This window comes from Roseomonas sp. F4, from assembly GCF_053891155.1.
Window position 1 is genome coordinate 394,682 of record NZ_JBSSHK010000001.1, and the last position, 12,159, is coordinate 406,840.

General features: G+C 67.8%; 13 protein-coding genes. 12 read left to right on the top strand and 1 reads right to left on the bottom strand.

Features of this window, described 5'->3' with window-relative positions; all coding sequences use genetic code 11:
• Nucleotides 1-16 precede the first annotated feature (16 nt).
• The gene (locus tag ACVFYP_RS01880; RefSeq protein ID WP_499198423.1) at nucleotides 17-940 is read left to right on the top strand and encodes a manganese catalase family protein; all 924 of its coding nucleotides are present in this window, start codon (nucleotides 17-19) and stop codon (nucleotides 938-940) included.
• Between the two features lie 95 nt (nucleotides 941-1,035).
• Here ACVFYP_RS01880 and ACVFYP_RS01885 read toward each other — a convergent pair whose 3' ends face one another.
• Nucleotides 1,036-2,076, bottom strand: a complete 1,041-nt coding sequence (locus tag ACVFYP_RS01885) for a TerC family protein (RefSeq protein ID WP_499198424.1) — start codon at nucleotides 2,074-2,076, stop codon at nucleotides 1,036-1,038.
• A gap of 423 nt (nucleotides 2,077-2,499) precedes the next feature.
• On the opposite strand from ACVFYP_RS01885, the gene ACVFYP_RS01890 reads away from it, so the two are divergent.
• The 11 genes from ACVFYP_RS01890 to ACVFYP_RS01940 all read left to right on the top strand — a co-directional run bounded on the left by ACVFYP_RS01890 (nucleotide 2,500) and on the right by ACVFYP_RS01940 (nucleotide 11,939).
• Nucleotides 2,500-2,769, top strand: coding sequence for a twin-arginine translocase TatA/TatE family subunit (locus ACVFYP_RS01890; protein ID WP_499198425.1), 270 nt, complete (start codon nucleotides 2,500-2,502; stop codon nucleotides 2,767-2,769).
• Nucleotides 2,770-2,936: 167 nt separating this feature from the next.
• Nucleotides 2,937-4,934, top strand: a complete 1,998-nt coding sequence (locus ACVFYP_RS01895) for a TRAP transporter permease (protein ID WP_499198426.1) — start codon at nucleotides 2,937-2,939, stop codon at nucleotides 4,932-4,934.
• Nucleotides 4,931-5,533, top strand: coding sequence for a methylthioribulose 1-phosphate dehydratase (locus tag ACVFYP_RS01900; protein ID WP_499198427.1), 603 nt, complete (start codon nucleotides 4,931-4,933; stop codon nucleotides 5,531-5,533). The genes ACVFYP_RS01895 and ACVFYP_RS01900 overlap by 4 nt, the downstream gene beginning before the upstream one ends.
• On the top strand, nucleotides 5,530-6,069 hold the full coding sequence (locus tag ACVFYP_RS01905; RefSeq protein WP_499198428.1) for a 1,2-dihydroxy-3-keto-5-methylthiopentene dioxygenase: 540 nt from the start codon (nucleotides 5,530-5,532) through the stop codon (nucleotides 6,067-6,069). Before ACVFYP_RS01900 ends, ACVFYP_RS01905 begins: the two co-directional genes overlap by 4 nt.
• Nucleotides 6,066-6,746, top strand: coding sequence for an acireductone synthase (mtnC, locus tag ACVFYP_RS01910; protein WP_499198429.1), 681 nt, complete (start codon nucleotides 6,066-6,068; stop codon nucleotides 6,744-6,746). The genes ACVFYP_RS01905 and mtnC overlap by 4 nt, the downstream gene beginning before the upstream one ends.
• Before the next feature lie 58 nt (nucleotides 6,747-6,804).
• Nucleotides 6,805-7,794, top strand: coding sequence for a magnesium/cobalt transporter CorA (corA, locus tag ACVFYP_RS01915; protein ID WP_499198430.1), 990 nt, complete (start codon nucleotides 6,805-6,807; stop codon nucleotides 7,792-7,794).
• Between the two features lie 29 nt (nucleotides 7,795-7,823).
• Entirely contained in the window at nucleotides 7,824-8,516 is a 693-nt protein-coding gene (locus ACVFYP_RS01920; protein ID WP_499198431.1) for a hypothetical protein, read from the top strand.
• Between the two features lie 82 nt (nucleotides 8,517-8,598).
• Entirely contained in the window at nucleotides 8,599-9,564 is a 966-nt protein-coding gene (locus ACVFYP_RS01925) for an acetamidase/formamidase family protein (RefSeq protein WP_499198432.1), read from the top strand.
• A gap of 135 nt (nucleotides 9,565-9,699) precedes the next feature.
• Nucleotides 9,700-10,185 carry a GcrA family cell cycle regulator gene (locus ACVFYP_RS01930; RefSeq protein ID WP_499198433.1) on the top strand — a complete coding sequence of 162 codons (486 nt, stop codon included), beginning with the start codon at nucleotides 9,700-9,702 and terminating at the stop codon, nucleotides 10,183-10,185.
• 98 nt (nucleotides 10,186-10,283) lie between these two features.
• Nucleotides 10,284-11,156 (top strand): DMT family transporter, encoded by an 873-nt coding sequence (locus tag ACVFYP_RS01935; RefSeq protein WP_499198434.1) that lies wholly within the window; start codon nucleotides 10,284-10,286, stop codon nucleotides 11,154-11,156.
• 90 nt (nucleotides 11,157-11,246) lie between these two features.
• Nucleotides 11,247-11,939 (top strand): class I SAM-dependent methyltransferase, encoded by a 693-nt coding sequence (locus ACVFYP_RS01940; RefSeq protein WP_499198435.1) that lies wholly within the window; start codon nucleotides 11,247-11,249, stop codon nucleotides 11,937-11,939.
• The last annotated feature ends 220 nt before the right edge of the window (nucleotides 11,940-12,159 follow it).

Sequence of the window (12,159 nt, forward strand, 5' to 3'; positions counted from 1 at the left end):
GCCCGGAGAACGTCCCATGTTTTTGCGCGTCGACAAGCTGCAAATCGAATTGCCCCCGCCCAAGCTGCAGAACCCGAATGAGGGCGCTGCGCTGCAGGAACTGCTCGGCGGCAAGTATGGCGAGATGTCCACCCTCGGGAACTACCTGTTCCAGAGCTTCAACTTCCGCAGCAAGTCCAAGCTGCGCCCCTTCTACAGCCTGGTCGCCGCCATCACGGCGGAGGAGCTGGGGCATGTGGAGCTGGTCAGCAACGGCGTTGCCATGCTGAACAACGGCCCGGACAGCGAGGCCGATGATACGGGCGATGGCGGCGACATCTCCGGCGCGCCTTTCGCGGATATGACGGATATCCGGTCCTTCGCCAGCTTCGCGTCGAATGGCGGCGGCTCCATGCCGGTGAACAGCAACTCCATGTCCTGGAACGCCGACATGGTGACCACCACGGGCAACGTGGTGGTGGACCTGCTGCACAACTTCCACCTGGAATGCGGCGCGCGGTTGCACAAGCTGCGGGTCTATGAGACGGTGAAGGACCCGACCGCGCGGGAAGTCTGCGGCTATCTTCTGGTGCGCGGCTCGGTCCATGCCCATGCCTATGCGCTGGCGCTGAAGAACATCACCGGCGTGGACATCCACAAGATGCTGCCGACGCCGAACATCCCGCTGGGCAATATCCCCGAATGCCAGAAGTACCTGGATGAGGGGTCACATCGCCGGCTCTACCGCTTCAGCCCGAACGACTATTCCGAGATCGCCGGGATCTGGGGCAATGGCGAGATGGCGCTGCCGGGCGATCCGCCGGGTGAGCTGGAGGTCGTCTCCGGCATGCCGGAGGGTGGCAAGATCCACCAGCTGACCGGCGTGCCCTCTGCCTTCACGCCGGACTACGCGCCGGAAGAGATGTTCGAGATCGCGAAGAAGCTCACCGCCAAGATCTGATCTGTGCGGACCTCACCCGCCTTCGGTGGGTGCAGGTCTCACCAGTTGGCGAAGATCAGGCCGGCGCCCCTCAGGGCGCCGGCCTTTTTTGTGGGTCAGCCCTCCCGCGCGATCGCTTCCTTCTCCGCCACCAGGGCATTCTCCGCCGGCGGTGCATTGCGTGTCTTGTAGAGCGAGTAGATCACGCCGCCCGCGATCAGCGCCGCGGTCACGCCCAGCGAGATGGCCGGGTCCACCTTCCCGAAGATCTGGTTCCAGAAGATCTTCGCGCCGATGAAGACCAGCACCATCGCCAGCGCGTATTTCAGGTAGTGGAAGCGGTGCACCATGGCCGACAGCGCGAAGTACAGGGCGCGCAGGCCCAGGATCGCCATGATATTGGCGGTGTAGACGATGAAGGTGTCGGTCGTGATGGCGAAGATCGCCGGCACGCTGTCCACCGCGAAGACCAGGTCGGCCAGGTTGATGACGACCAGCGCCAGGAACAGCGGCGTGGCCCAGGCGACGATCTTGCCCGTCTTCGGGTCCGGCTTGCGGACGAAGAACTTCTCGTCGTGCAACTCATCCGTCACCCGCATGTGGCGCTTCAGGAAGCGCACCACCGGGTTCTTCGAGATATCGGCATCGCCTTCCGGCACCACCATCATCTTGATGCCGGTGCCGATCAGGAAGGCGCCGAAGATGAACAGCAGCCAGTCATATTCCTGCACCAGCGCCGCGCCGATGCCGATCATCAGGCCACGCAGTACGATCACCGCGATGATGCCCCAGACGAGCGCGCGGTACTGGTACTTCCGGGGGATGGCGAAGAAGCCGAAGATCAGGCTGATGACGAAGACATTGTCGATCGACAGCGCCTTCTCGATGAAGAAGCCGGTGAAATAGGTCACCCCGGCATGGGTGCCGTCCTCGGTCGCGATATGGCCGGCTTCATAGGCCCACCAGATGGCGCCGCCATACAGCGTGGCGAAGCCGATATAGAAGGCCGAAAGCCACAGGCTCTCGCTGATGCCCATTTCCTTGTCCTCCTTGTGGAGGACACCAAGGTCGAAGGCGAGCAGGCCGAAGACGATGGTCAGGAAGCCAAGCCACATCCAGATCGGCTTGCCGACCCATTCCAACAGAAGAAAGTCCATGAATTTTTCGCTCCGGGTCATGCGGAACCAGCGCCCCCCGGAAGGGGGTACGGGTTCACAAGGGCACCCCGGCGACGGGTGTCACGATCCGGGCCGGGGTCGTGGCAGGCTCTGGCGATCCGACATCGCGGGGGCGGCATGACGCCGCCCGAGCCGCCAGAGGGGCCCGGATCAAGGGGCGAGGTAAGGGGACACTCCCGAGGCTTCAACCCCCTTCAGATGGACGTCCGGAAATAATTTGGCCATCTGGCGCGAATGCAGAATCGGGCCGCCCGGCGGGAAATCCGCTTCCCCCCCGGTTGTCTCCGCCATCCGGGCGGGCCATCTGCGGTTTGCGGAAGACGCAAGGGCGGACTACTCTCCGCCCACGAGGCAATCCGGCCGCCTGCGAAGGTGGGCCGCTCACGGGATCGAGGCGTCGCTATGGGTTCGTTCAGCATCTGGCATTGGCTTGTCGTTCTGCTTGTCGTCCTGCTGCTGTTCGGCAGCGGGAAGATCAGCGGGCTGATGGGGGACCTCGCCAAGGGCATCAAGTCCTTCAAGGCGAACATGAAGGAGGATGAGGTGAAGGACGCCTCGATGGCAGCCGATCCGGCCAGCCAGACTCCGGTGCCTCCGGCCGGCACCATCGCCGCCCCGGCAGGTCAGCCGAACACGGCGCAGACGGCCAACCCCTCTCGCCCGGCAGCCTGAATCAGGCGGCGCGGCCGCTTCCTCGGGAAGCGCGCCGCACGCTTGGTTGATCTGGAAGCGCCTCCGGACTAGCTTCGAGGCGTATTGGACGTGCCCCGCCATAAGGTGGGGTCGCGCGCCGACCCTGGAAAACGGGGCCGGCGCGTTGCGTTTGGGGGGCTTCCAGAATGAACCAGCCGGCAATGGACGGCGATGGGCGCGGTGCGACCGTGACCCAAATCGACGACATGGAATTCGCCTCCGCGCGACGGGATCTGGCCGGCTGGCAGGGCTATGGCTGGCGGGCCGCGGCGGTCGCCTTCGTGTCCTGGCACCTGTGGATCCTGTTGGTGGCGCCGATCGACCCCACGGTGGCGCGGGCCGCGCATGTCTTCCTCGGCGCCGCCCTGGGCTTCGCGCTATTCGCCCCCCGCTCCGTCGCCGGTGGCGCCGGCACAAGCGTGCCGTGGCACGACTGGCTGCTGATGGCGGCCTGCCTGCTGGTGCCGCTGCACTACATCCTCGATGCGGATGGGATCGAGATGCGGTCCTTCATGGGACCGAACTGGCAGGACCTGGCGGTGGGCGTGCTGGGCATCCTGCTGGTGCTGGAATTCGCCCGCCGCACCGCCGGCTTCATCATGCCGCTGATCGCCGTGGTCTTCATCGCCTATTGCTTCGTCGGCCCCTGGATGCCCGGCATCCTGTACCACCAGGGCGTCGCCTGGGATCAGGCGGTGGTGGAGCTGTTCAACAATAACGGGGTGCTGGGGACCATCGTGCAGGTCTCGGCGACCTTCATCATCCTGTTCGTCACCTTCGCCGCCTTCCTCCAGGCCTCCCGCGCCGGCGAGTACTTCAACGACTTCGCGCTCGCCCTGGTCGGGCGGCTGCGCGGCGGCCCGGCCAAGGTCACCGTTGTCTCCGGCATCCTGTTCGGCGCCATCTCCGGCAGCGCGGTGGCCAATGTCGTGGCCTCCGGCACCTTCACCATTCCGATGATGCGCCGCGTCGGCTATTCGCGGGAAACGGCGGCGGCGGTGGAGGCCACCAGCTCCACCGGCGGGCAGATCACCCCCCCGGTGATGGGCGCCGGCGCCTTCATCATGGCCGAGGTGCTGGGCATTCCCTACACCGAGATCGCGCTGGCCGGGCTGATCCCGGCGCTGTTGTTCTATTTGGCCAACTACATCCATTGCGACCTGAACGCCCGCAAGGCCGGCATCATGGGCCTGCGGCGGGACGAGCTGCCGCGCTGGGCCTATCTCGCCCGCCACGCCTATATGGCCGCGCCGCTGATCCTGATGATTGCCATGCTGGTGATGGGCTATTCGCCCTTCCGCGCCGCGGCCACGGGCATCGCGGCCACCATCGGCATCATGTTCGTCACCAGCCTGGTGCACCGGCTGGTGCTGCAACGGGAAGGGCTTGTCACCGGCGTGGCGGGCTCGCTGGTCGAGCTGGTGCAGGCGATCGAGCGTGCCCTGTCGGGATCGGCGAAGGAGGTGATGCAGCTCATCGCCGTCTGCGCCGCGGCCGGGCTGGTGGCGGGTGTCATCGGGCTGACCGGCGTCGGCGGGCGCTTTGCCAATATGCTGCTGGAGATCGCCGCCTCCTCGGAATTCCTGGCCATGCTGTTTGCCATGGTGGTGGCGATCATCCTCGGCATGGGGGTGCCGACCACGGCGGCCTATGCGATCGCGGCGGCGGTGGTGGCGCCGGGGCTGATCAATATCGGCGTGCCGGCCCTGGTGGCGCATATGTTCATCTTCTACTTCGCCATCCTGTCGGCGATCACGCCGCCGGTGGCCCTGGCCTCCTTCGCCGCCGCCTCCATGGCGGGCGCCGATATGTGGAAGACGAGCATGATCGCGCTGAAGCTGGGGCTCGCGACCTTCATCGTGCCCTTCATGTTCTGGCTCTCTCCGGCGCTGCTGGCGCAGGGGGATCTGGTGGTGATCCTGCAATCGGTGGCCACCGCCGGCTGTGGCGTCTTCCTGCTGGCCTGCGCGACGGAGGGCTGGATGCTGAATGGCCGGCTGACGCTGCCGCTGCGCCTGGTCGCGGGCGCGGCCGGCCTGGCGCTGATGGTGCCGGAGGGGCTGACTGACCTCGGCGGCCTCGCCGTCGGCATCGGCCTTCTGGCCTGGCAGCACCGCGCCTTTCCCGAGGCGCGCACGGCATGAGGATGGCGGCGGAGGCGATCGTCGCCGCCGGCCGGCGGCTGGATGCGCTGGGCTGGGTGCCGGCGACGGCGGGCAATTTTTCCGTCAGGCTGGATGCAAGGCGGCTCGCCGTCACGATTTCCGGCCGCCACAAGGGATTTCTGACCACCGACGACGTGATGGTGGTGGACCTCGACGGCGTGGCGGAGGACCCGGCGAAGCGAAGCTCCGCCGAGACGCTTCTGCATTGCGGCATCTACCGGCGCTTCCCCGAGGCCGGGGCCGTGCTTCACGGCCATTCCATCGCCAATACCGTGCTGTCCCGTCTCGCCGGCAACAGCCTGACCTTGGCGGGCTACGAGCTGCTGAAGGTGTTTCCGGGGCTGCCGACGCATGACGCGGAGGTGGCCGTGCCGGTGGTGCCGAATGACCAGGACATTGCCCGCATGCAGCGTGGGTTGGATGCGCTCTGGGACGGCATGTCTGCCATCCCGCCGGGCTACTTGATCCAAGGCCACGGTTCCTATGTATGGGCGCCCGACATGCCTTCCGCCCTGGCACGCATGGAGGGGCTGGAATTCATGCTGCGATGCGCGCTGGAAGAAAGGAGCCTGCGATGAGCCGTCTGACCGTCTGGGATGCCGCGACCGACGCGCAGATCCAGGTCACCGAGGACCCCACGGAGATCGCCACAACGCTGTCCGCCATCGGTGTGCGTTTCGAGCGCTGGCCGCTGGCCGATCTGCCCGCCAATGCCCCGGCGGAGGCGGTGCTGGAGGCCTATCGCCCGCGACTCGACACCTTCATGGGCGAGACAGGCGCCGGCACGGCCGATGTCATCAAGCTGACGCCCGACCATCCCCAGAAGGACGCGATGCGCGCCAAGTTCCTGTCGGAGCACATCCATACCGAGGATGAGGTGCGCTTCTTCCATGCCGGCTCCGGCAACTTCGTGCTGCATGTGGATGGCAAGGTCTTCGACGCGCATTGCACGGCGGGCGACCTGATTTCCGTGCCGGCCGACAGCAAGCATTGGTTCGATGCGGGTGAGAACCCGAATTTCGCCGTGCTGCGCGTCTTCACCGACACCTCCGGCTGGACGCCACACTACACCGGCACCGACATGGCGACCCGCTTCCCGGCCGCCACCGCATGACACCGCGCTTGGTGCTGACGGATATCGAAGGCACCACCAGCGCCATCGCCTTCGTCAAGGACAGCCTGTTTCCCTTCGCCGAGGCCGAGCTGGACGCCTTCCTGGCCGCCCGCGGTGCGGAGCCGGAGGTGGCGGCGATCCTGGCGGAGGTGCCCGGGCCGGACCGGGCGGCCACCCTGCGCGGCTGGATGGCGGCGGATGCCAAGGTCACGCCGTTGAAGGCGCTGCAGGGCCTTATCTGGGAAGCCGGCTTCCGGGATGGCCGGCTGCGCGGCCATCTCTGGCCCGATGTCGCGGCCTGCCTGCACGCCTGGCACGCGGCGGGTGTGGCGCTCGCGGTCTATTCCTCCGGCTCCGTCGGCGCCCAGAAACTGCTGTTCGGCCATTCGGAGGCGGGCGACCTGCTGCCCCTGTTTACCGACTTCTTCGACACAAGGGTGGGCGGCAAGCGCGAGGCGGGATCCTACACCGCCATCGCCGGCCAGCTGGGGCTGCCGCCGGCCGAGATCCTGTTCCTGTCCGACGTGGCGGAGGAGCTGGATGCCGCCGCCGCCGCCGGCCTCGGCACCTGCCAGCTTGTGCGGGCGGGGGACGGCACTGTGGCCTGTGGGCGACATCCGCAAGCCACCGATTTTCCGGGCGTCGCCAAAGGCTTCGGCCTGCCCCTGCCTGCGTGACAGCCCCCGGCCGGGCAGGCTAGATGCCGAGGCCCCCGGGGCGCGGGAGACAATCAACATGATGACGAGCTATGCCGTCCTCGACGGACGCCTCGCGCTGCGCGACGGGGTTCTGTCGCCGGAACGGATCGCTGAGGCAGTCTGGATCGACCTGCTGAACCCGACTCCGGAGGAGGAGCGGGCGGTCCAGGAGGCTCTGCGACTCGAAATCCCGACCCGGGAGGAGATGCAGGAGATCGAAAGCTCCTCCCGCCTGTACCGGGAGGAGGAGGCGTTGTTTCTCACCGCCAACTTCCTCTATGGCGTCGATGGTGGGGATTACGGCTCCACCCCGATCACCTTCGTGCTCAGCAACCACACCCTTGTCACCGTGCGCTACGCCACGCCCAAGGCCTTCTCGGTCTTCGCCCTGCGCTGCCAGCGCAACCCGGTGCTGGTTTCCACGCCGGATGGGGTGATGCTGCATCTGTTCGAGCAGATCGTGGACCGGCTGGCGGATATCCTGGAACGGCTGGGCGCCGATATGGACCGCGCCTCCTCCGCCACTTTTCGGGGCGCACGGGCCAAGACCGGCAGCAAGGCCTCGCTGGGTGGCGACCATCTGCGGGAGACGTTGATCACCCTCGGCCTGGTGGGTGAGGTGACGACCCGTGCTTCCGAAACCCTGCTCGGCATGTCGCGCATCCTCACCTTCGTCGGCGCTGAGAAATCCCATGCGGTGCGCAAGGAGAACCAGGTCCTCATCAAGACGTTGGTTCGGGATGTGCGAAGCCTTGTGGATCATGCGAAAGTGCTGAACGACAAGGCGCAGTTCCTGCTGGACGCGGTGCTCGGCATCGTCAACGTCGAGCAGAGCAATATCATCAAGACCTTCACCGTCGCTTCCGTGGCGCTGATGCCGCCGACGTTGATCGCCAGCATCTACGGCATGAACTTTCAGTACATGCCGGAACTTGGCCAGGCCTGGGGTTATCCGGCCGCCCTGGTGCTGATGGTGATCTCCGCTTTGCTGCCCATCGTCTATTTCAAGCGGAAGGGCTGGTTCTGATCCTGCCCGCCCTGCTCCTCGCGCTGCTGTTGCTGCTGGCCGTGGGGCAGGGGCAGGCCCAGACATTGCCACCGCCCACCCCCGCGCCGGTGGCCTGCCCACCGCGCGGCACGCCCTCCGTGCGCGTCACCATCTCCGACCCCGAGCCGCGCGTGCTGAACCCGGTCAGCGCCGATGCGCTGCGCCGCCTGGCCGATCTGCCGGAGGAGGCCTACAGCCAGGGGATGGTGCTGCACCATCTCGGCCTGACCCTGTCCCGGGTGGAATGGCGCAGCGAAATCACCGTCCGCAGCCAGGGCGCGGGCAATGGCCCGGTCTGCGGCCTGCCCTCCGAGGTCCGGCTCAGCCTGCTGCATGCCGAACACAGCATCCGCCTGGCGCGGGAAATTCCCCCCCGCGGCTGCTTGGCGCGGGAGGTGCTGGCGCATGAGCGCCGCCATGCGGAGGTCAACCGCCGCACCCTGCGGGAAGCGGCGGAGGGGCTGCGCGCCACCGCCCGCGCCTGGGCCGCGCGCGCCCAGGCCCAGGCGCCGGATGCCGGCGCCGCCGCCCTGCAATTGCAGGAGGATCTGAGCGATGCCGTGGAGCCGGTGCTGGCCCGGCTGCGCGCGGCGCGGGAGGCGGGGCATGATGCGATCGACACGCCGGCCGAATATCGCCGGCTTGGCCGGGTCTGCCCGGCCGACCAGCGCCGGCTGAGCCAGCGCCTGCGGGAGCATTGATCCACCCCTAATCCGGGCCGGATGCGTTGACCGCCGGCCCGCGCCTTGCTGCACTGCGCCACACCCAGCCGAGGTCCGCCCCATGCCCCAGACCCACCGCATCGCCGCCACGCCCGAGACCATCCGCTGGGGCGCCTTCGATGCCAGCTTCGCCCCCGTGGCCACCATCGCCAGTGGCGACCTTGTGGTGCTGGAATGCGTCTCCGGCGCGCCGGAAGTCATGCCGAAGCCGGAGACCGGGCTGGTGCCGCCGCCGGCGCTCGCCGCCATCCATGCCGCCAAGCCGCCGCGCCTCGGCCCGCATATCCTGACCGGCCCGGTGGCGGTGGCCGGCGCCGAGCCCGGCGATGCGCTGCGAATCGACATCGAGCAGATCGATCTGGGCTGCGACTGGGGCTTTTGCGGCTTCCGCCCGCTGGGCGGCACGCTGCCGGAGGATTTCCCCTACCACCGCATGCTGCATATCCCGGTCGACAAGGCGGCGATGACGGGGCGGGTGCCGGTCGGCCCCGGCGTGACGCTGCCGCTCAGCCCCTTCTTCGGCGTGATGGGTCTGGCCCCGCCGCCCGCCTGGGGCGCGATCAGCACCAAGGAGCCGCGCGCGCATGGCGGCAACCTGGACAACAAGGAACTGACCGCCGGCACCACGCTGTGGCTGCCCGTGCATGTCCCGGGCGGCAATTTCTCGGCGGGTGACGGCCATGGCGTGCAGGGCGATGGCGAGGTCTGCATCAATGCGTTGGAGATGTGCCTGACCGGGCATTTCCGCCTGACCCTGGAAAAGGGCGGTGGCGCCGCCGACCCCGCGCTGCGCTTCCCCCGCGCCGAGACGAAGACGCATTTCGTCTCGATGGGGCTGAATGAGGACCTCGACCTTGCCATGAAGCAGGCGTTGCGGGAGATGATCGGCTTCATCGTGGCGCGGATGAATGTCTCCGCCGCCGATGCCTATCAGCTCTGTTCGCTCGCGGTGGACTTCCGGGTGACACAGACGGTGAACGGCGAGAAAGGTGTGCACGGCCTCCTGAAGAAGGGGCTGCTTTTTTGATCGAAGGTTAAAAACGCGAAGCGCAATCCCGACTCTGTCCACAGGAATCATGCGCCGGGCGCCATTCTACAACTTGTGGTCGCCCCCTGCGTTGCCCTACCGTATGTTGTGTCAGCGGGGGCTCGGAGAGAGCACATGGATTGGACGGCGGAGGCCATTGAGCGGCTTCGGGCGCTCTGGGCGGAAGGACATTCGACGGCCGAAATCGGTCGCCGCATGGGCGTTTCGAAGAATGCCGTGGTGGGTAAGGCGCATCGCCTGAACCTGCCGGCGCGGCCAAGCCCGATCCGGCGCGAGGCGGCGACGGAACGGCCTGTGGCTTCGGCGCCGCGGTTGCCGCGCCCGGTGGGCGTGGTGTCGCGCTCGACCCTGGCACCGGCCGCGTCGGCCGTCCCCGCCAGCCCGGCCCCACCCCCGCCGCCGGTCGCCGCGACCAGCTCCGTGGTGCGGGCTTTCCCGCGCCTGGGGTCCACGCGCAGCTGCTGCTGGCCGATTGGCGAGCCCGGCACGCCCGATTTCCGCTTCTGCACGGCCGAGGCGCTGTCCGGAAAGCCCTACTGCTCGCAGCATGCCGCGGTGGCTTATGTGAAGGCCCGCGACCGGCGCGAAGACGCGGCCTGACGATCCCGCGACTGTGACACCGCCCCGCCCGGCTTGCGGGGCGGGCAAGCCTTGGTCACAGGTGCCGCTACGGCCATGGCTGTGGCATAGGATCGGATATGTCACGATCCCTCCAAGGCGTGCTGCTGCAACTCGTGGCGCTCGCCTTGTTCGTCACCATGGACGCGCTGCTGAAGGTGCTGGTGGCGAGCCATCCGGTGCCGCAGCTGATGTTCGTGCGCTTCTGCTTCCACACCGTGCTGGTGATGGTCACGTTGAAGCTGATGACGGGGCGGGTGCCGTTCCGCAGCCGCGCGCCCGGGCTGCAGACCCTGCGCAGCCTCTGCCTAGCCACCGCCAATGCGGCGATCGCCGTGGCGCTGATCCATATCCCTCTCGCCGATGCCACGGCAGTGGCCTTCGCGGCCCCAGTGATGACTGTGGCCCTGGCCTCGCTCTGGCTGGGGGAGAAGGTCTCCCTGCGCCGCTGGATCGGCGTCGGCATCGGATTCGCCGGCGTCATGGTGGCGCTGCGCCCGCCCTTCCTGACCGGGCAGGCCCTGCACTGGGCCATGCTGCTGCCGCTGGTCACTGCGGTGGCCAATACCGCCTACCAGCTTCTGACGCGCAAGCTGGCGGCGGTGGACGATCCGCACACCACCTTCGTCCATACTTCGATCGCGGCGCTGGTGGTGACCGGCCTCGTGCAGCCCTTCGTCTGGCAGGCTCCGGCGGCCTGGGACTGGCCGCTTTTCGCGGCGCTCGGGCTGCTGGGGGCGGCGGGGCACAGCATCCTTGTCCTGGCCTTCGCCCGCACCCCGGCCTCCGTCCTCGCGCCCATGTCCTATGTGCAACTGCTCTGGGCCGGGGTGGCGGGGGTGCTGGTCTTCGGCGATTGGCCGGATGGCTGGACCGCGCTCGGCGCCGCCATCATCGCGGTGGGTGGCGTGCTGGTGGCGCTGCCGGAACGGCGGGGAAAGACGGGTGGGTGACATGACGATTGCAAAAGCGTTGCATCATCGGGCTTGCCTAAACCGCCTCGAAGGGACTAGCCCCATGAGCATTCCTGCAAACGGCCTGGCATGACCATCCGCACTGATGCTCCTGATCGCGACCACCCCCGCGCGGCGCTCGACGCCGCCGGCGTGCGGGACGCCTACCGGCGCTGGGCCGGCGTCTATGACACGGTCTTCGGCGGCGTCTCCGCCTTCGGCCGCAAGCGCGCGGTGGCGGAGGTGAATCGCCTGCCGGGCACGCGGGTGCTGGAGGTGGGTGTGGGCACCGGCCTCGCCTTGCCGCGCTACCGCGGCGACAAGCGCGTCGTCGGCATCGACCTGTCGCGGGAGATGCTGGAGAAGGCGGCGGAGCGGGTGCGGGCCGAGCGACTCGGCCAGGTCGTTGGCCTGGCGGAGATGGACGCCGAGCACATGGCCTTCGCCGATGGCGCCTTCGACATCGCCGTGGCGATGTTCACCGCCAGCGTGGTGCCGGATGCGAAGCGGCTGTTCACCGAGATGTCGCGCGTGGTGCGGCCGGGCGGGCATCTACTGTTCGTCAATCACTTCGCGGCGGAGGACGGGCCCCGCTGGTGGGTGGAGCGCGCCATGGCGCCGCTGTCGCGCCTGCTGGGCTGGCACCCGGACTTCGCGCTGCACGACCTGCTGGACCCGGCGCTGGTGCAGGTGGAGGCGATGGAGCCCTGCAAGCCGGGCGGGCTGTTCACCCTGGTGCGCGTGCGCAACCAGCCCCAGGCGGACCTCGCCGTCGCGGCCTGAATGGTCCGGGAGGACTTGGGTCGCGGGCCTTCGGTGGTGTAAGGGTGGCGGCGTCGGACTAAGCACCGATATGCTGGCTGACCGGCCCATAACGTGACCTGTTGGTCACGGTTGGTTGGCAAATTTGTTAACCTTCCCAATGCGCAAATAGCAGGCGCGTTCGCGGAAGGCCAAGCGCGTCACTTGTGCGGCGCGGGAGGCACCACTATGGTCCCGCCCG

Bases quoted from the DNA above. Each gene is read 5' to 3' on its own strand.
- ACVFYP_RS01880 (WP_499198423.1), top strand. From the start codon at position 17: ATGTTTTTGCGCGTCGACAAGCTGCAAATCGAATTGCCCCCGCCCAAG.
- ACVFYP_RS01940 (WP_499198435.1), top strand. From the start codon at position 11,247: ATGACCATCCGCACTGATGCTCCTGATCGCGACCACCCCCGCGCGGCG.
- ACVFYP_RS01885 (WP_499198424.1), bottom strand. From the start codon at position 2,076: ATGGACTTTCTTCTGTTGGAATGGGTCGGCAAGCCGATCTGGATGTGG.
- corA (WP_499198430.1), top strand. From the start codon at position 6,805: ATGATGACGAGCTATGCCGTCCTCGACGGACGCCTCGCGCTGCGCGAC.
- ACVFYP_RS01935 (WP_499198434.1), top strand. From the start codon at position 10,284: ATGTCACGATCCCTCCAAGGCGTGCTGCTGCAACTCGTGGCGCTCGCC.
- ACVFYP_RS01900 (WP_499198427.1), top strand. From the start codon at position 4,931: ATGAGGATGGCGGCGGAGGCGATCGTCGCCGCCGGCCGGCGGCTGGAT.
- mtnC (WP_499198429.1), top strand. From the start codon at position 6,066: ATGACACCGCGCTTGGTGCTGACGGATATCGAAGGCACCACCAGCGCC.
- ACVFYP_RS01930 (WP_499198433.1), top strand. From the start codon at position 9,700: ATGGATTGGACGGCGGAGGCCATTGAGCGGCTTCGGGCGCTCTGGGCG.
- ACVFYP_RS01925 (WP_499198432.1), top strand. From the start codon at position 8,599: ATGCCCCAGACCCACCGCATCGCCGCCACGCCCGAGACCATCCGCTGG.
- ACVFYP_RS01895 (WP_499198426.1), top strand. From the start codon at position 2,937: ATGAACCAGCCGGCAATGGACGGCGATGGGCGCGGTGCGACCGTGACC.
- ACVFYP_RS01905 (WP_499198428.1), top strand. From the start codon at position 5,530: ATGAGCCGTCTGACCGTCTGGGATGCCGCGACCGACGCGCAGATCCAG.
- ACVFYP_RS01890 (WP_499198425.1), top strand. From the start codon at position 2,500: ATGGGTTCGTTCAGCATCTGGCATTGGCTTGTCGTTCTGCTTGTCGTC.